The organism is Desulfoluna sp. (genome assembly GCF_030145185.1).
Lineage (GTDB): Bacteria > Desulfobacterota > Desulfobacteria > Desulfobacterales > Desulfolunaceae > Desulfoluna.
In genome coordinates this window covers 1-19775 of sequence record NZ_JAQYWB010000072.1, presented here as the reverse complement: position 1 = coordinate 19775, position 19775 = coordinate 1, and the positions used below count along the sequence as shown (strand labels likewise).

Sequence of the window (19775 nt, the reverse complement as noted above, 5' to 3'; positions counted from 1 at the left end):
TTGCCCTGAAAAAGGATGAGTTAACCAGAAGGATAGCCATGGGGGAATGTCGATTGTTTATCGAGGAATCAGGGCGTTGTAAAAACGGATAAAAGGGGTGCCTGACTCCATCCCTTTTATTGGCTGTTGATGTGTGTAAAAATTAGCGTGCGGATCTCCTCCAGGGCTTTTTCGGTGGCGGCGGTGTCTTGTTTGCCCGTGGCCTTGAAGAGGTCCTGAAAGGCTTTTTTTTCGGGTGCCGTGAGGTGACGGGAGACGCTGTCATTTAAGAGGGCGGTCTCTTCGACGGTGAGGGCGGCTTCGTCGCGTTTCCCGTGGGAGCGGGAGGTGATCAGGCGAAAGTAAAGGAGAATGCGGTCTAAGAGAACGAAGAGGACCTGAAGATTCCGGCAGGGGCCGAGGGTGAGCTCCTGGCCCCCGATGGGGATGCCCGAGACCTTGGCTTTGGCGATGCGCCGTTCGCCGAGGAAGGCCGAGGCGGCTCCCCCGATGGAGCCTAAAACCGTAAAGAGTCCGAGGCTGTGGCCGGCGGTGGCCAGATCGATGGCAGCACCGGCCGCGCCGCCGCAGGTGGCGGCAGCCGTGGCCAGTTGTTTTTGGGTGAGGCCCAGCAGCTTAAAGGTGCGTTTATCAAAAAGATCCTGCTGCAGTACTGAGCCTTCGGGCATCTCCACATCAAAGAGGCTGTGGCGAAAGGTGCGTCGAATAGTCTCTCGGGTCTGAAACTCTTTTTTTCGGAGCGCCTCTTGAAACCGTGAGGCCAGTTTTTTTTCTGTCTCCCCTTTTTTTCCTTCATCGCCAAGGGCGGAGGAGACCGTGTGGGTGAGGGCAAAGTGGAAGAGATCGGTCATGGCATCGACACTGCGCCTGAGTCGGTGGCCCCATTCGTTGTTTAAGGCTGTGACCACGTGGGTCAGGGCCGGCTCCCACTCCGGGTCCACGGTGATGAGCGCCGCTAAAAGATCCAGCCGGTCTTTGAGGGTGGCGTTGTGGGCGTTGAAGAGCCTTACGGCGTTGAAGGTTTTTCGAAACTCTGTCCGCCAGGAGGCCAGGTGTTTCTCATCGACGCCCTTGCAGTTGATCACCGCCATCCGGGGCAGGCCCGTCAGCCTTAGAATCTCCATCTCTGCCAGATCGTTTTGCCGTACCGGACGAGATCCGTCGGCCACATAGATAATCCCCGCCCCTTTCGCCACAGGGCCAAGCAGCTCGCACTCGTCTGCAAAGGTCTTTTCGCCCTCATGCTCGGCGAGAAAGGCCTCAATGATTTTTTCAGGGGGACCGGTATACGTCTGGAACCAGGCCAGGGTTTTTCGGGGCGCTTGAAAACCGGGGGTGTCCATAAACCGAATCAGAGGCTTGTCATCCAGGGTCACGGTGTAGGTCCGGCAGACCGTGGTCTCTCCGGGGAAGGGGCTGACCCGAACGGTGTCGTCCTCGGTGAGGGTAGAGACCAGGGTCGATTTCCCCTCGTTGGGGTGCCCGAGGATGGCAAATTCTGGAATGGTCGCGTGGGTCATGGGAAATGGGTTCCTGGTTCTTTGATCAATGAATGTGCTGTACTCAAGGGCCATATAAAATACAAAATTTGTCACTGTTCGGCTTCTGCCACCCAATCGCCACACACCGATAGGGCAGGTCGATGAAGAAGGAAACCGTAATAAGGGTCTGCCCTTTGGTAACCGTGTCGATGTGAAAGGTAGGGTGCGCCGTGCGCACCGCGTAACTTACCACGAAGAGCACCCACACCCCATGACCTATCATTCGTTTTTCCAGATGGAGCACCGCGACTCCACAACCAAGCACCAGAAACGAAGAACGAGGAACGCTTTTCTTTTTTTTCTCATTCCCAGGTTCCGCCTCGAAGGTTGAAGTCCCGCCATCTGTGATCCGTTGTTCCCAGCTGGAGCACCGCGACTCCTCAACCAAGCACCAGGCACGAAGAACCAAGAACGCTTTTCTTTTTTTTCTCATTCCCAGGCTCCGCCTCGAAGGTTGAAGCCCCGCAATCTGTGATCCGTTGTTCCCAGCTGGAGCACCGCGACTCCACAACCAAGCACCAGAAACGAAGAACGAGGAACGCTTTTCTTTTTTTTCTCATTCCCAGGCTCCGCCTCGAAGGTTGAAGCCCCGCAATCTGTGATCCGTTGTTCCCAGATGGAGCACAGCGACTCCTCAACCAAGCACCAGAAACGAAGAACGAGGAACGCTTTTCTTTTTTTTCTCATTCCCAGGCTCCGCCTCGAAGGTTGAAGCCCCGCCATCTGTGATCCGTTGTTCCCAGATGGAGCACAGCGACTCCTCAACCAAGCACCAGGAACGAAGAACCAAGAACGCTTTTTTTTTAGCCTATCCCCTCTACCCTCAACCCCGGCAATGTCAAGGCCGCAACCACCTTTCTCCAGATATGCACATGCCCCTCTTCGGGCGATTCGATGGCCTTATCGGTGATTTCTCCGATGAGAAGAAGGGTGAGGGGCAGGTCTTCCGGGAGGGTTTTCTTTAATTCCACAATCCAGTCCAGGGTTTCCCGGATGGGGGCTTGCCAGGCTTCCTGGATGAGATAGAGACGGTCGCAGGTTTCTGGTTTGGCCGGGTCGGTGTCCATGGAGACGGAGATGATTTTTGGGTGTTTCAGGGGCTCTGCCAAGTGGTGGGCCAGTCCTGAAATCATTCCGGCCAGCTCTTCGGGGACCAGCACCGTGGTGGTGACGGCGGGGGCGCTGGGGACCCCGTTTTGTCGGGGGGTGACGTTTTTTCGTTTGCTCAGCTCGGCTTCGGCCTCTTCGGAGCGGTGCTCCTCGGTGACCTGGGTGGCAAGGGCCGGGGCGGAAAAACTTTTTAAAAGAATCTTTGCCGCAGGCCATGCCATGACTTCCCGGTGAACGGCTTTTCTCAGACTGACTTTCGAGGCGATCAGCAGAAGAAAACGGGGCAGCAGGCCATAAACGAAAAGTCCCAGGGCAAGAAAGGGCCACCAGGCGGTGAGATGTGCTCCGGAGAGTCCCTGGATGCCTTCCTTTAATATCATGCGGCTCCCTGCAACGGCCTGAAGGCTCGGCACCCCGATGTCTTCAGGCAGAGCCCATGACCAGGGGAGGGCCATTACGCCTGCGATACGGTGGATTGCCTCTGGCGCTGCGTTTAAGGTCGTTTGCCAGCCGAAGGCCGTATCAAAAAAGAGAATCCGGGTTAAAAAGGCTGCCAGGGCGCCTGCCGCAAAGACCGTGGCAAAGATCTGGACCCGTGAAAAAATCAGATAGAAGAGCGTCCGCCCAAAGGCCCGGGAATCTCCCTTCAGTCGTCTCCAGAGGCCCAACGTTTCCGTGCGCCGCTCCGCCGGAAGTGTTTTCAGTCCTTTTTCAAGACCCCGTGTCAGCAGGTGCCCCACCATCACCCCAAAGGGGCTGAGGCTCGAAGGGGCCTTGATCCGAAACAGCAGGGGCAGGGCGCTGCCCAGTGCCAGAAAACCCTGAATCAGGACGAACAGGACAAAAAAGACCAGTACGTTCACTGGCTCGGTGCCTGTGTAGGCCAGAAACGAGAAGACCCCGCCATACCCGGCTGTCACCGCACAAAGGATCAGCACAACGGTTAACAGCGCGGAGGCCGATCGGAACAGATCCCCCGGAAGCCGGGCGTCGGCCGCAGACTGCCTGCGCGTCTCAAGCCAGCCGTCCAGGCGGCTTCGGTTATCTGTCTTGGCCAGCGATTCCAGGCAGCGTCGATTCTCTTCATCCACCTGGGCATGGCCAGCCGTCGCCCCTCGTTCTTCATCCTGGGAGAGGAAGTGGAGAATGTCCAGTAGATCGCGAATGTGAAGCGGTTTTTCCATGCAAAGAGATGTACCGCAGGAGGGGGGAAATGGCAAGCAAGAGCGGCTTTGTGGAAAGGGGGGGGCTCCCGGTGTTTTTAGATCCCAATTTTATCGACACCTTAATTTTTAAGAGGTGATCGGCTATGGGGCGCTTGCGTGGTGTCAAAAATGCGAAGCCAGTGGGGTCTGGACATATAAATCCAACTGTGGGATAGTAGCAGCTTGAAGGGTATCTTACTATAATTACACTAAGATTTATATATAGCGACGCAGCAACGGGGCTTCTCCGTTGATATGATCGATATTCTTTCCTCTTTCTTCTTCGAACCTGCACTTTTTTCGAGAAAATTCATTCACAGTGTTTGGGCTTACGCAGATAACTAACCCGGATATTTCACGAAGGGTGAGAAAATCAAACAGAATACCGTGGATTACATTTTGCATTTTTGAAACGACTGAAAATATTACCGCAAAGAACTATCATTACGAATTATTCCTTAGTCCTGATTGCTTTTTCATGAAATATTCGGGCTAATGCACCGCTGTGCTCAAAACGCAGCGGCCATCTGCCTGCCCGGGGGGATCGCCTTGCCGCGGCGTTATTCCGGCTCATGTCAATCCGTAACGATGCAGGGAAATACGGGCTGTGCATGCGCTTGAGACACTCACCCTTCACACGAATATTTCGGGACGTCGTCTTTCCACCAACGATCCACAGGGAGTCGGATGATGATTGATACCAAGGGATATGGGTTAAGACCTGAAGCCCAGCCGTACGAGTATGAAAGGTTATCGGAAAGTCAGAAAGAGGCCTTCAAGCGGCTGGTGCTGTTGATCGGGCGGGCCGTTGCCGAACTGGATCGGGGGGATCGACCTCAAAAATCGCAAAACGTTATGCCCCGCTCAGCTCAGACCTTTGGGCTCATGGAGAACAATTACAATCGGATGTCCTTTCTCTCGGGGGGAAGGGGGAGTGGAAAGACATCGGTCCTTTATTCGCTGATCAAGCAGGTCAGCAGCGACCCGTATAAGATAGAAGAGGGCCAGTGGAAACCTAATTTTAAAGCTACCATCGAGACATTGGAAAAACGGGTTATCTGGCTTCGTCCCATTGAAATGGAGTCCTTGCCGACACCCAATTATATGATTGCTTCCATCCTGGCCCGAGTGGAAGAGGTCATCGATCGATTTGATCGGGATCAGGGCGAAAAAAAGGGCGGGGAGCGTAATTTTACCCATCTGTACCACAGCTACCGATCGCCGGATACGATCATGGAGTTCGAAAAACTGCAACGGGATGTGATCAAGGCCTGGCACGGAAATCTGGATGAGCATTCCGGCTCCATGGATCCGGATACCTATACCGTGGATGTGGTTGAAACGGAACGGTGCCGCCTGCGATTTAATGAATGGATGATAAAAAATTTTAAGGATTTGAATGAGAATTACTTTGGAGCTTTTGCGGACAAAGAGTTTTTGTTTGTTCTTCCCCTGGATGATTTTGACCTGAACCCCAGCATCAGCATTAAGTTGATCAAGTTAATCCGTTTGATCTCCGTTCCCCAACTTTTTACCATCGTGTCCGGGGATTTTAAAATCGCTCAAAATGTCTTTAATTTATACGCGAAAGAGCAACTGTTGTATGTGAACGACCGGTCGACCGAGGTCCGGCAGGAGGTCACCAGCCCAAGTATTCCCATCGTCAACCGCATGGCCCACGAAAATTCATCCAATGCCATGCGCAAATTGTTCCCCAAGTCTCACATTGTTGAATTGGAGCCCATGAACTGGGAGGAGGTGTTCGGGTTTAACTCACACCCTGAATGCAGTGACCCGACGATGACGATCGGGAAGATGCTGAAGGACATAAAGGTGCATATCAATACGATCCCCTGTGGGGGCTCTAATACGAGCGATCACTTTGTGGCCGGGCATAATATCAATAATATTCACGATTTTTTTAATATTGAGGTGAGGAACCTTGTCTTTGATGAAAAGGAGGAGGTCGCGGTAAATTGTAGGACGCAGGCCTCGTCGGCGTCGGAGAGTAAAACGCTCCGGAAGATGGTCTACACCGGGCCGAGTCTGTTTGAAATGAATCATCGCCATGTCCATGATCTCTGGCGTTTTTTGCGGGACAACGTGTGTCAGGCGGGGGGGTGGGGGTGTGGTCCGGAAGCCGATGTAGAGTTTGCGCGGGATTTCGCCAAGGAACTCTTTGTGCAGAGTTCCAATGATGGGGAGTGTCTGTCCAAAGAGCTCTGTGATGAGCTAATGAAAACGGCAAAGGAAGATTGTTATGGGGCCATTCAGCTTGTGACCGATAATCTAATGATTGAAAATTCCACGGGACCCAGGATTCACTTTGTGAACCGGTCGCATCTGGGGCAGGTGGCCATCGGTCAGCCCAAGGATTGGACGATTAAGGTGAAAATCCCCGCCTGTGCGCTCCGTGAAAGCTCCCCTCCCATCCCCCTTGCTACCCGAACGGCGGCATCGCTGATGTTTTTGCACGATCATTTGATTCTCTCCGAACCCAGCGGGATTGTCGGGAAAAGCCTGATGAAAAAACTGGAACCGCCGGAGTGGGCCTATTGTCTCTGGCCCACCGTCGACGATGATGAGTTGAAAATTGAATGGCCCTTGCCTCTGCTGCGCAGTCTGTGGGGACACGATATTTTCAGTCGCACATGGGCCGAGGTCTGGAAATGGATGGAAGACAACCAGGTGCATGCGGATAAGCGAGGGTGTAAATCGGGTCAGTTCGAGCGCATGCTGAAATATTTCTGGATACGTATCGGGTCCCGTATTTTTTCAGGCAGGGAGAGCAAGCTGCTGATTTATCGTGAGGTGCAGGAGCAGATGAGATCTGCTGTTCATGCCCACTGTTCAGCATGCGGCGAGACTCCGAATGATCCGGTGGACGTTTTTGGCAAGGAATTGAACGCATCCATCAAGGCGTTGATCGATGAATTCGACAAGAACACCGGGCCTCAAAAGACACCCCGGGGGGACTTCGCCGTGGATGATGTGATTCGCACCTTTGATAAGATGATCGAACGAGAGGTCCTCGCTTTTTTACCGGACCTGTCAAAAAGCGGTTCAGAGGCTTTTGTCGAAAAGGATTTTCACGCAAAGATCATTGATGAGCTGCGGTCTTTAATTGTTAATAACGGGGAAATTTCATTTTGTGAGACCATCCTCGGGCGACGGGAGACCCTGATCCGATCCTGGCTGGCCAGGGTGATCTGCATCATGTCGCCGGAATCCGGCGGGAATTTTAAGGATTGGGACATCTTCATTCATGACTACCTGATACCTGTCCCCGAGCTGAAGTCTGTCTTTTTTTCTGACGACATCACCCACGCCGTCCGGCAGCTGAGAACGCAATCCGCCGTCAAGTTTTATGATCATTGCCAGTTAAGTTACATCACGATGCTGTTTGACCCGATCCATACGGAGGAACCGACGCTCATCAATGAGCATCCCATCAAAGCCTTTTCGCCTTGTTTTCAGCATATTCAGAGATTGTCAGAGGCAAAAAAAATGGCCCAAAACAGCTGCGTTATGCACAATAAAAATAATGCAGGGTCGGGCAGCCCGGGGTAATGGGCCTGGACGCTGTCATTTCTTTCATGGATGAATCTTATGAGTATCTCCAATGAAATCAAGTTTACTCCCGGCATTGTCGTGGATTATCTGCTATCGGAAACTCTGGCCTTTCCTCTGGCATCGGTCTGCTCGTTTAAAAATTCGGTGATCAATTTTGATGCGAGCATGAGATGCAAGAAGAACCAGAGACTCTGGCGTGACGCAGAACGGCATATCTTGAGCATGATACCGGATGTCTCAGTGGATATGGTGCTGGCCATTCGCGATCAGTTCTGGTTTGGGGACGTTCAGCAGCAGGGGATGCATGCCTATCTTCGGCGGATTGCCGGTGAGTTTCTGGAAGCCTCCGGGGATACGGCGGTCCCTCGGTTTACAAAGAGCCTGGCGTTGATTTCTCCCAATTACCATACCCTCTCCGCCCGAAAAAAGAACAACACCCTTCGATGGTTCTCTTTTGCCTTTCCCATGGACATGCTCCTGGGGGCGCTGGACAGCCCGGGCCAGGCCCCCTTTAATGTCGATTATATTTCACCCCAGATTTTTACCGATCTGCGAGACAAAGGCTTTGTGGAACCTCACCTGCATCTTGGGGCGGCCATGGAGTTTCCGGAATTCTGGGTGATGACGTTAAATGGGCTCGCAGAATACGGCTTCGAGAAAGGCGATTTTAAAAGCCCCGGCGCAGAGTTTCGTGAGGGCGCTGACATGGGCTTCTGGCTCTTGAAAGCGGCATTGGTCCGTACGATACTCGCACGTTTTTTTTATTGTGACGGGCCTGATTTCCCGGACTTTTTTTCCTGGCTTGAGCACTCTTTTTTTCCGTCGGTGTTTCGGGATTTCGGAACGCGTGCGCGGACAACCATTGAGCTTGTGTTTCACGACGTGTTATCCGGCCGGAATGAGAAAAGTAACGTGACTACGGCCTACCTTCTTTTTCTTTACAGGCAGTTAAGCTGGTTTGGCAGGCCCCCTGAGCTTCATCGAAACCCTGATTTTATCTTTTTGTCCGACCCCATTGCCAAATTTATGAATTACAGCCCGAACCAGCATCCTTCACCAGAAATTCAGTTCGTCAGGATGGGGATCTCGTATTTGGACAAGCGCAGCAAAGATACCCTCTTGTCGGGATTGTTCTGGCAGGTTCTCCGGCTTCGTTGCATCTATTACCGGCATGTGGTGCAGCGCCCGATGACCCCTGGGCTGTTGTGGTTTGTCAGGCATTATGATCGCGGCAAACATGGGCGTCGTCTGGCCCCTGCGGAGTTGCTGATTCGCAGTGCCGCACGCACCTGCGGCTATGGTAAAGGGCTTCGATCTCTGGAAGTGCGGGCGGCTCCCAAAGGGTCGGTCTCCGAAACCCTTCATTTACTCGATGAGTGTGTGTATGCCATCCATGGGCTGCCTTTTTCCGGCAGCCTCCGCGACATGCAGGTGATGGGTGATCCGCTGTTTAAAGAGTCACTGTCTCTTGAAAAACCAGAGATCGAATTTGGACTGGTGATTCATTTTACAAAAAATCGGGGGGAAAATACTCAGAAAGGGCTGGGGCTGCCCCGTTGGGAAAATTCAAATGCTGATCCAAGACCCTCGAACAAGAAGTGGGTGAATCGGTTTGCGCGGTTTTATACCATGCAGAGAATGAACGGACGGGTGCTTGCTAAAACCCTTTTTCGATTCCCCCTGTCCCTCCAATTGATCCGGGGGCTTGATATCTGCACCGATGAGCTGGGCGTCCCCTCCTGGGTGTTCGTTCCAATTTTCAGATATATTCGGGATGCCGGGATCGACGCCTCCATGCACCTTCAGGCAAAATTCGGGAGGCATGTGCCCCCGTTGAGAACCACCATTCACACGGGGGAGGACTTTATTCACCTGCTGGGCGGGCTCAGGCGAGTGGAGGAGACCATTCGTTATTTTAACCTGGGGCCTGGAGATCGTCTTGGCCATGCCATGGCGCTGGGCATGGACCCGGCGGTCTGGGCCGGGAAGAAACACCGGGTTGCCATGACGCGTGAAGATCGCCTCTTTGATCTGGTGTGGGAGTGGGGGCGTTACAGCACCGGTCTGGTGGAGTGCTCGCCGGCCCGTCGATCGTTTCTGGAACGGGAGATTTCGCGGCTGTCCGATACTGTTTTTATGACCCCAAAGACCCCGTACGAGCTGGAGCATCTGCTCAATGACCTCCATGACGAAGGGAACCTTAAAAACGTGGGGTATCCCCAATGCCGGAAACTTAGGATTCCCAAGAAAAGCCTGGAAAAAAGGCTTGAATTTCTGCTCCATTATCTAACCTGTAAAGCATGTTTTGAACGGGGTCATAAAACTGAGTGGGTGCATGTGGAGAATGAAATCGAACCCATGCAACAGCTTCAAAAACACATTAGAGAAAGGGTCGCCGGCATTGGAATCGTGGTTGAGGTCAACCCCACCTCGAATCTTCTGATCGGCAATCTGACAGATTTAAAGCACCATCCGTTCTGGCGGTTGAAGTCGCCCATGCATCAGAGTGAGGGGCAATCGGTGGCTCTTTGCATCGGGTCGGATGATCCCCTCACGTTTGCGACCAATCTTCGCCATGAGTATGTGTTACTCTACGAATCCCTGGTGGAGGGCGGGCTCTCTTCCAGCGATGCCTGGGAGTGGGTGGAACAGGTTCGGGCCACCGGAATGAAGTCTCGGTTTACCCTTCCCGTGGATCAGTTTAAACATGATTGGTGTCAGGGGGCCGCCGTGCTGGAGTTTCCGCGCCATTATCACCGAAGGGGCTCGGACCGGCATATGACGCCCATGCCCTGATCCATAATGGCACCTTGCCTTTAAATAAAAGCGGACTGTTTGCGGGAAAAGTAATTCTCCTCTTGAAAAGTTATAGTAAATCTCTTATCACAAACTGAAACACTGCTTCCAAGGTGGCTCATCTCGCCGCTGGAGGCTTTTTCCCGATTATCAAAGTCCCTTAGCCCGGATATTTCACGAGTCGGGTGCGCTTATCTGCAAGGCATCAGAGCTGCAGATGTAGTGGTTTACCTCAAAGCTCTGATAACGCAGCAGATGAGTGCACCCGGCTCGCCCGAAGGGTGAGAAAAGCGAATAGATAACCGTGAATTACATTTTGTATTTTTGAAATAACTGAATTTTACGCAATAAACCATTGCAATAATTGTTCATTGCTTTAGGGTGATCTTTTTTTTATGAAATATCCAGGTTAGGAGTGACGGCCATGCGTGTGACCCGACTTTACGACAGCAAATCTCCCGTTCTTTCCATGGAGTTCTTTCCGCCGAGAAACGAGAAGGCTGAGGCGGGTTTCGGAACCATCGTCGATGAGCTTTTCGAGATGGATCCCGACTACATGTCCGTCACCTTCGGGGCGGGTGGCTCCAATCGGGACGGCTCGTACCAGGCCGTTAAAACCATGATGGACAAATCCATCCCCACCGTGGCCTACCTCGCCGGGTACGGCATGGCGCCTGAGGAGATCATCGAGGTCCTCGACCGGTACCGGGATATGGGCATCAAAACAATCTTTGTTATCCGTGGCGACCAGCCGCAGCAGGAGGGGTTTGCCCCCCATCCCGACAGCTTTTCTTACGCCTCTGACCTGATCGCCTTTATTAAAAAACGGTACGACTTCACCTTGGGTTGCGCCGGATACCCCGAAGGCCATCAGGAGGCTGAAAGCCTGGAAAAAGACATCGAATATCTCAAGGCCAAGGTGGACAACGGGGCCGAGTACGTGGTGGCCCAGACTTTTTACGACAACCGGTTCTACTTCGATTATGTCGAGCGATGCCGGTTTGCCGGCGTCACCGTCCCCATCATCCCCGGCATCATGCCCGTTTACAGCGTGAAGATGGCCCGGATCCTCGCCAAAGTCTGCGGCTCCACCATCACACCGGAGCTTGAAGCCCTCATGACCGAGGTGGACCCCGACGATAAACAGGCCGTTTTGTCCATGGGAATGGACTTTGCTACCGATCAGTGCCGGGGCCTTCTTAATGGAGGGGCTCCCGGACTTCACCTCTACACCATGGATCGCAGCTCTCCAACGGTGGAGGTGGTGCGTCGGTTAAGGTCTGAAAATTTCTTCCGGGAGACAAAGGTGCCGACGGCAAGGTGAGGCTCCCTTGAGAGCGGGTTTGAAAAGAGAGTCCCCCTTGAACGCGGGGCTGTGCCTTGATATCTGGCGCAGCCCCTTTTTTTGTGTGGAATGGCCATTAAAATAGGTGTGTTCATCCCTTATATGCTCGCCCTTTGTCACGTCGAGTTATGCGTTTTCGCAAAGGAAGTGGCGCTCTTGGTTCGGGATGCCGGGTCTTTTTATTGGTTCGCGGTTTGAGGGGGTTCCTCAGGTAAGGGGCGAAAAGAGGACGAACCCTAGGTCCTGCTTTTTCCGGATGTGACACAAGCCGGTTATGGCATAAATTCAGGATGGGTGTTCACAGAATGTTCCGTGTCAAGACGAGACCCTTTCTTATTTCTTGTTTCCTCTCTATAATGCGACTTCCCCGCGACACCTCCTAAAGAGAAACCAAAGGGGCAGGAGGCGAACTCCCTCTAAGGCGGCAACCCGCTTTCAAGGTGGCTCACCTTGCCGACGGAGGCATCGCTTTTTGTATGTTTGATTTTTGCTCCGGCCCTATCCCGGCTCGCCCGAAGGGTGAGAAAATCAAACAGAATACCGTGGATTACATTTTGCATTTTTGAAACGACTTACAATATTACTCCAAAGAACTGTAATTACGAATTATTCCTAAGTCCTGATTGTTTTCTCATGAAATATCCGGGCTAACCGAAAAATAAGGATGAAAATATGAGCGTGAACTTCGAAGAATTGGATTACCAGCAGACGGATCTTGGCGAATTAATTCTGCGGCGGCGCCGTGCGCTGGAAATGGGCGGACGCATTGTGTTCGAGGTGAAACTCAATGAAGACTTCCTCATGTCCTCTCTGTTTCATGAAGCCGAAGTGGCGCTGACAGACCTCGGGTTGGCAGGGCTGGAAGGCGAACAGTTAGATATTGTGGTGGGGGGCTTGGGGCTGGGCTACACCGCAGCGGCCGCGATGAAATATACCCAGGTCGCTCGCATGATTGTGGTTGAGGCGCTGGCACCGGTGATTGACTGGCATCAACGGGACCTGGTTCCCAACGGCGCCCTCCTCACAGGCGATGCGCGATGCCACTATTACCATGAGGATTTCTTTGCGCTCGCGCGGGGGACTGGCTTTGACCCCGATGAGCCCGGGCACTTGTTTGATGCCATTCTTCTTGATATCGATCACACCCCGGAGGCTCTGCTAAATCCTTCCCACGCAGATTTTTATTCGGAGGAGGGGCTGACACGCCTTCGCGCATTCCTCAAGCCAGGTGGCGTCTTTGCCTTGTGGTCCAACGATGCCCCTGAACAGGGATTTTTGGATCTTTTATCCCGAGTGTTTGATGAGGTGGAGGGACATGTCGTTGAGTTTGACAATCCCATTCAGGGCAACACCGCGGAGAATGGCGTATACGTCGCCAAGGTGAAGTAAGGGCCTCAGCCAGGACATTTCATGAAAACCGTAACGCAAAAGGATATATAATTTTAGGTTTTCTCGCCCTTCGGTATGCAGTGCCCCGCAGCATTGGCTGCTGTGGGGCACTGACGTCTTTGGTTGCTATCGTTTATGCATCACCCTGACGGATATCGCCGGTCTGATCGGATCTCCTGCGGTACAACGTTTTTTTGCTCTCCCGGAAGATATCCATTCGAAATGGAAAGGAACCTGAAAAGGGTCTCCTTAATGTGAGCGCTAAAGAGCCTTTTGAGCCGGAAAGTATCACACTTTGAATCTGCAAATGATTTTATTTAAAATCGAGGCCATCTCTTTAAGATGAGATGCACATTCTGAGACATGGGTACTGGCCTTGGCAATATCAACGGCTTCTGTATTTACCTGAAGGATATCCTTGGTAATATCATCCGAGGCGGCAGAGCAATGATTTACGTTTACATTAACGTCTTGAATACCTATGGCAACCTGATTAATTTTATCTGCAATTTCTTTCGTTGCAGCCGTTTGTTCCTCGACTGATGCCGCAATGGAATAAACAATTGTATCCACTTTTTTGATGACACCTGAAATTGCTTGAATTTTTTCTACGGTACCGGATGAGGAGGCTTGCACGCCATCAATCTGTTTTTTAATGGATAATGTTGCTTCGGCTGTTTGCATTGCCAATGCCTTGATCTCATTTGCAACAACGGAAAATCCTTTGCCTGCGTCACCGGCCCGTGCTGCCTCAATGGTTGCGTTAAGAGCTAAAAGGTTTGTTTGTTGCGAAATTTCTGAAATGGTTTCGGTTACTTTGCCTATAGATAAAGCCATTTCATTGAATTCAGTCATTTCCGTTGAAGCCGTTTCAGCTTGGGAAACGGCCTCGTGAGCTATCGTTCGAGCTCGTTCGGCATTTTCAGAGATTTCGTTGATGGTGGCGCTCATTTCTTCGGCTGCGGTGGCAACCAGGGATGTGTTAGTGGACGACTCCTCCATGGCAGCCGCAACGTTTTGAAGACTGGTACTCATCTCTTCGGTAGACGAGGAGACGCTCTTGGCCTGCTCGACGGTATTGTTAGAGCCCGTTAACAGCTGGTCCGCAATACCTGTAAATTCACTGGAAAAAGTTGTTACGTTACGACTGTTTTGGCCAATGTCTAAAACAATAGTTCGAAGTTTTTCAATGAAAATATTAATCCATGAGACCATTTCCCCGATTTCATCTTTTGTTTTTGCCGTAAGGCGCATCGTCAAGTCCCCCTCACCCTCGGCAATATCTTTCAGTCCGGTGACCATGACGTTGATCGGCTGGACGAATCGGGTCGAAAGATAATAAGTGATAATCGTAATGATAATAAGAATCAAAGCAGTAATCCGCATCACCATGTTTCGAATTGTATGAGCCGCCTCTCCAAGCTCCTTCTCTTGGATAAACGCAACGAGAATCCAATCTGTTTTGCCACATTTGAAAGAGTTTCCATGGTAAGCGACACCATCAATTGTTGTATTAAAACTGGTTGTATCGGTCTCAGTCACCTTGCTCAAGTTTTCAATACCAAGGTCATTAACATATTTCAGGTTGTTTTCTGGGGAATGGGGATCCGCCAAAACAAGACCTGATTTATGGAGCATCATCGCATAGCCGGTGCGACCGATCTCAATGCCGTTCATAATTTCGACAAGTTTATCCGATGACATGTCAATCGCCATAACCCCAAGTGTTTTGCCTTGGTTGTCGGTAAAGGCCAAGGCGTTGCTCACTATGGTGGTACCGTTCACACTGTCAGCATAGGGTGCGGTGCGGATGATATGGCCCGAATTGGCTATGGCCTTTTGGTACCAAGGGCGCTGTCTTGGATCGTACTTGGGCAACGTCTTGGTCTCCGGCCATTGAACATAACCACCCTCTTGGGTCCCCATATATACATAAAGGGTGCCCGGATGGCTTTCTGCATAATTGCTGAATTCTTTATAAATAGCCTGCTCTATCCCCCCATTACGGGAAGGGGTCATGACGTCGCCGTCGTCCTGAATATAATTTGTAATGGTCTCATCGGATTCTTTTATCAAATGGTGGGATGCAAACATACCTATATTTTGATCTAACTCATCATAAAGAACCTCTAGTAAATGTTCAATTGTATCAACTTGTTGACTGACATTTCTCTGGTATAAAGACTGCATTGAACTGTTAATCAGTTGGTCAACATAAATGACACAAGGCAAGACTGAGATCAAAATAAGTGTGATTGAAAACAGAACTAGTTTTGAACGAATAGACTTCATTGTTTCTTCCCCCCCCCGCTTTTTTTCAAAATAGGAAAATTCTAATTCGATTAGCTACTAGTTTGATTAACACACCGCTTGACTTATTTGCAACAAATTAAGCTAATAATATAGCTTAATAATTTTGTGCAAATTGCATTTTCATAGAGAAATAATCGATATTATGAGATATTCTCATTATTCTTTTTTACGGTTGGTAAGTATCTAAGTACTATTATTGCCTCTGCCGTTCCTGTTGTACGTAAAAGACATCAGCCTGAAGGGTGAAAAATTTAGCAGAAAACCGTGAATTACATTTTACTGTAACTATTCAGCTTCATCCTGTCACCGGAGGGTCTCTTTTTGAAAAAAGCTTCGCAAAAACGTTTCAGCCCGTAGGGTGCGGCTCCCGCACCGTTCAACGTCACGCAAACCGCCGGCCCCGTCTCAATATTTTTCATAAAAAATCCGGGCTAAGTAGTTTCGCCACCCTTGCAGCCGGAGCCATTCCGGTTCAATTCAATGACTGATCAGGATTCTTGGCACTTGCAGCTCATGCGCTGGCGAAGCACTCTGCGTTTCCTCGTCCTTCACGTGAAAGCGGACGCATTTCAACCCGGAGTGACGACTCCTGGTGCGCATTCGTAAACCCGCTTTCAAGGTGGTGCCACCTTGCCGCGGGGGGCTTATTTTTGATGAACTTTGACCAGAGAAGGCATCGCTTTTTGCCTGTTTTATTTTGCGCCGGTCCTTACTGCTTTTCATCGCTCATTGATAATAAGACAAATATGGCGTATCCCTTATGCACTAATTTTCGTTGAGATATAGAAATAAAAACAGTGATTAGATCTAAACTATTTATATCTACGGATGGGATTTATGCATCCTCGATGCGTTCCTGGCCGCATGCGTTACCGGCGCAGAGAGGGGTAACACAATATAAATTATAGATAAAAATAGAATAAGGCGTTTCATATTTGAAGTGTCGGGAATGAGATTTTGTTAAAACAAAAGTAACAGGGATGAAATGGAGAGATAACATTGGGATGGTTTACGAAATATCATGGTTTCAACGTCGTATTGCTCGGGTGTTTGTGGGTCTCTGGCAGCGTGACGGCGTTTGCTGCGCCGGCGGTTTATTACGGTGCCAATCCCGATCCCTCCCATCCGGCGATCTATTCCGGGTTCGGTAACCCTTTGGTCCTGTCGAACGGAGAGTCGATTGACGCTGTTTGGAGCAAGGAAGCCCCCTACACCACCGGCGTGATGTTCAAGAATCTTGAGGTGGATGCTGCCAGCGTTACCTTGGAGACGGGGTCACAGATTCATGTGATAGCGCGAACGGTTACGGATGAACTGTCTCCGAAGGGTGTCCACATGCAGGGCGATTTTGCCCAGCATGTACAGCTTTCGGGGCAGTCAAAAATTAAGGTCGAATTACAGGACCTGTTGAGACAGGGCACCGGTGTTTCGTTGTTGCAGGCGAATTCCTCCAAGCCGGTATCGGTGTCGCTGGATGAGGCGTCCTCTATTGAGGCGTCTTCCGCGTGCGCCCTTGGTCAAGATTCCATTGCTTGGGTACAAGGGCTTGAAATATCGTCCAAAGGGGAGGTGACTGTGGCTCTGGATGGGGCCTCCCGTATTCTATCCCGTATGGAAAGCGAAAGGATCGATGCGCCGTTGAATCACCCGGGTCAGAGGTGCGCGAGCTTTTCGACGGGCTTTGGCGTCTTGAACTCAAGCCGTGTGAACCTGACCCTCGAGAACGGCTCATTGATAGAGGCCACCGCTGCCTCTAAAGAACATGAAGCGATGACTATGAGTAACGCCGTTCAACTGGGCCTTGGCTTTGGCCCTTATGGTGTCATCGATGACTTCGATTTATCCTTATCCGGCGGCTCGAAACTGAAAACAAGTGCCACGGCAGGCGGTGAGGATTCCAAGGCATACAGTTACGGTATCATGGGGTTGGGACGGCAGGCGACGATTGCCTTGTCCGAGGGCTCCTCCATTGATGTGGATGCCTCGGGAGCGCATGTTTATACGGGTGGAATTTCGAGTGAGGCTGGCGTTGTTCAACAGTCACAGATCTCTTTGGGTAAAGGATCCTCCGTGGCTGTAAAAAGTGACGGGGCGAACGGCTACAGTCAGGGAATTTACCTTCTGCTGGACGAGACGGCCGACAACGTAAGGTCAACGATCCGTTTAACAGAGGGCTCCTCCATAGACACCCTGTCACACTTCAGTGATGGTAGCGAATTTGCTTTTAGCGTTGGGATCTATACCGATATCAAGGAACAATCGGCCAGCGCTCAATCGACGGTGTCTTTGTCTGACGGATCATCCATTACGTCCGTTACGACCGCTGCTGGGGCGGGCTCCTCTGCCTACAGCGGCGGGGTTCATGTGGCGGGCGTGCGTTCGGACATTTCGTTGACCGGGAACGCCTCTATCGACTCCACGGCCAGCGCAGATGTATTGGCCTTCAGCGCCGGTATTGATGTCGTCGCGGTGGATGCCAGCATCTCCCTGGCCCAGGGTTCCACCATTCGTGCCGAAGCCTCTGCCAGGTCGGGCAAGGCCCTCTCTTACGGGGTGTATCACGGCAAGGCCATCTCAATCGCGAGTTCAGATAAAGAGACCGAATATTGGTTTTTGGATTGCGACGTCGACAGCTCTAAGGTGACCCTTGATGTCGATGCCACCTCTTCCATTATGGCTGATTGGGCGGTGTACAGCGATATTGGAACGCTGGGGGTCACCAACAGCGGGTTGCTGGCCGGGCGCTTGAACGTGTCCACATTGAGTAACCGGGGTACAGGGGTCCTGCAGGCGAGCTTGGGAGAGGACAACACCTTTGGCTACACGGGTGGCGTTGGGGACAGTTTTTACTTTCAGGCGGACACCGCAGACCTAGCGGGCGGGTCAACCTTCCGTGTTATTCCCACCGGTAATCTGGGGTTGACTCAGGTGGGCGACAGCGCCCGGTATGCCCTTTTAAAAGCCAGCAATGGCTCCTGGACGCGTGACCAGCTGACGCTTACATCGAGCGGCGAGGCCTCGCCATTGCTGGGGCTGACATGGGATGATGCCTCAGATGATAACCAGCTGATCGTAAACGTCAGTTTTCTCAGTCCGCAGCAGGCTGGATTATCGGTTAATGGCACGGAGGCATTTAAAGCGGCCTTTGCGGACGGGCGCTCCACTTTTACCAGCAGCCCCGAGGCGTGGAGTCCCAACGTCAGCGGTGTCTCACAGACCGGCATGGCGCAGGCGGTGGTGACCTCATACCAGAATATCGGTAAGCGCCTTGGGGCCATGCAGGGACTAAACAGCGGTGATGCGATCATCGGCGGCAAGGGGCTGTGGTACAGCTTGGCTCATACCGATGCCGACCAGGGGTACCGTAACGGCGTCAGCGGTTTTGACGCCGACACCATGGGCCTCAGTCTGGGCTTTGACCATGACTTTGGCGCGGTGGTTCTTGGCGTCGCCTATACCCAGGGTAAAACGGATGCTGATGTCGATGACCACAGCGCCACCTATGATATGAACGACAATCTGTTCAGCCTCTACGGCAATTATGATGGGGGACAGTGGTTCGGCGAGGGGGTTCTCACTGCTGGAACCGGTAATGTTGACAGTGTTCGTTATGTCGGGGGCCAGGGGATTGAGGCGGATTACGACAGCCGCAGCCTGAACCTTAAGGTCGAATCCGGGATGAAACTTTTCGTAACGGACTGGCAGCTCACCCCCCTTCTGTCCATGGAATATGCCTGGAAAAAGGATGATGCTTACACCGAAAGCGGGGGAGACCTTGCGCTGCATGTCCAGTCACAAGACCATACCCTCTTTAACATCGGGACCGGAGTTTCAGTTCAAAAAGAGTTTCGTCCAAGCTGGGGGGCGGTCACGCCTGAAGTCAAAGGGATGGTCTATTACGATGTCGAAAATGACCGAGTGATCAGCACCGCCAATTTTGTGGGCGGCAGCCATTCGTTTACCGCCTGCGGTGTCGAACCGGCAGAAACCAGCTGGCAGTTCGGTGCGGCGCTGACCCTTGCCAGCCTTGAGTCACAAGATGTCTGCTTGCGCCTGGGCTACGATTACAGCGGTCGTGAAGATTTTCAGGCCCACAGTGTCTCCGGCAAGGTTCGGTTCGAATTTTAAAAAACGGGGCGAGGTCCTCATTATTGAAGTAATCCTCTGAGATTAAATAGCGATCAAACCTGCACTTTTGGCAAAGGCTTTCCATTTGTCAGAAGTGCAGGTGCCCCCCTTCTTCCATGACACCTCCACTTTTGGTTTGTGCCAATGGACCGGTTCGCAAGCAAAGGGCCATTTAACTACCCTACGAACCATACGAAAAACACGAACAGGGCAGCATGCAGCGCTCCAAATAGACAACATTAGAGGTTCTTCTCAAGTTTTCAAGCTCCGCCATTCTCTCGTTCCCCCGTTTCGCTCTTCCTACTCCCATCCACCGTCATTTTCTCGCTTTATTCTCGTTCCCAGGCTCCGCCTGGTAATGCTTTCCGGAGGCTC

9 protein-coding genes are annotated in these 19775 nt (G+C 51.8%); 5 read left to right on the top strand and 4 right to left on the bottom strand.

The features are described from left to right. Window positions 1-116: 116 nt before the first annotated feature. The 3 genes from Q1Q75_RS18625 to Q1Q75_RS18615 all read right to left on the bottom strand — a co-directional run bounded on the left by Q1Q75_RS18625 (window position 117) and on the right by Q1Q75_RS18615 (window position 3835). Window positions 117-1520 (bottom strand): GTPase/DUF3482 domain-containing protein, encoded by a 1404-nt coding sequence (locus Q1Q75_RS18625; protein ID WP_300673757.1) that lies wholly within the window; start codon window positions 1518-1520, stop codon window positions 117-119. Window positions 1521-1563: 43 nt separating this feature from the next. Next, window positions 1564-1974, bottom strand: coding sequence for a hypothetical protein (locus Q1Q75_RS18620; RefSeq protein WP_300673754.1), 411 nt, complete (start codon window positions 1972-1974; stop codon window positions 1564-1566). 370 nt (window positions 1975-2344) lie between these two features. Further along, entirely contained in the window at window positions 2345-3835 is a 1491-nt protein-coding gene (locus Q1Q75_RS18615) for a DUF2868 domain-containing protein (protein WP_300673752.1), read from the bottom strand. Between the two features lie 708 nt (window positions 3836-4543). On the opposite strand from Q1Q75_RS18615, the gene Q1Q75_RS18610 reads away from it, so the two are divergent. The 4 genes from Q1Q75_RS18610 to Q1Q75_RS18595 all read left to right on the top strand — a co-directional run bounded on the left by Q1Q75_RS18610 (window position 4544) and on the right by Q1Q75_RS18595 (window position 12959). Continuing rightward, window positions 4544-7426, top strand: coding sequence for a hypothetical protein (locus Q1Q75_RS18610; RefSeq protein WP_300673750.1), 2883 nt, complete (start codon window positions 4544-4546; stop codon window positions 7424-7426). A gap of 39 nt (window positions 7427-7465) precedes the next feature. Then, window positions 7466-10225 carry a hypothetical protein gene (locus Q1Q75_RS18605; RefSeq protein WP_300673747.1) on the top strand — a complete coding sequence of 920 codons (2760 nt, stop codon included), beginning with the start codon at window positions 7466-7468 and terminating at the stop codon, window positions 10223-10225. Window positions 10226-10649: 424 nt separating this feature from the next. Beyond that, window positions 10650-11549 carry a methylenetetrahydrofolate reductase gene (locus Q1Q75_RS18600; RefSeq protein ID WP_300673745.1) on the top strand — a complete coding sequence of 300 codons (900 nt, stop codon included), beginning with the start codon at window positions 10650-10652 and terminating at the stop codon, window positions 11547-11549. 693 nt (window positions 11550-12242) lie between these two features. Next, entirely contained in the window at window positions 12243-12959 is a 717-nt protein-coding gene (locus Q1Q75_RS18595; protein WP_300673743.1) for a spermidine synthase, read from the top strand. Window positions 12960-13247: 288 nt separating this feature from the next. Here Q1Q75_RS18595 and Q1Q75_RS18590 read toward each other — a convergent pair whose 3' ends face one another. Then, entirely contained in the window at window positions 13248-15251 is a 2004-nt protein-coding gene (locus Q1Q75_RS18590; RefSeq protein WP_300673741.1) for a methyl-accepting chemotaxis protein, read from the bottom strand. A 1020-nt stretch (window positions 15252-16271) separates the two neighbouring features. Here Q1Q75_RS18590 and Q1Q75_RS18585 point away from each other — a divergent pair. Continuing rightward, window positions 16272-19400, top strand: a complete 3129-nt coding sequence (locus Q1Q75_RS18585) for an autotransporter domain-containing protein (RefSeq protein WP_300673740.1) — start codon at window positions 16272-16274, stop codon at window positions 19398-19400. Window positions 19401-19775 lie beyond the last annotated feature (375 nt).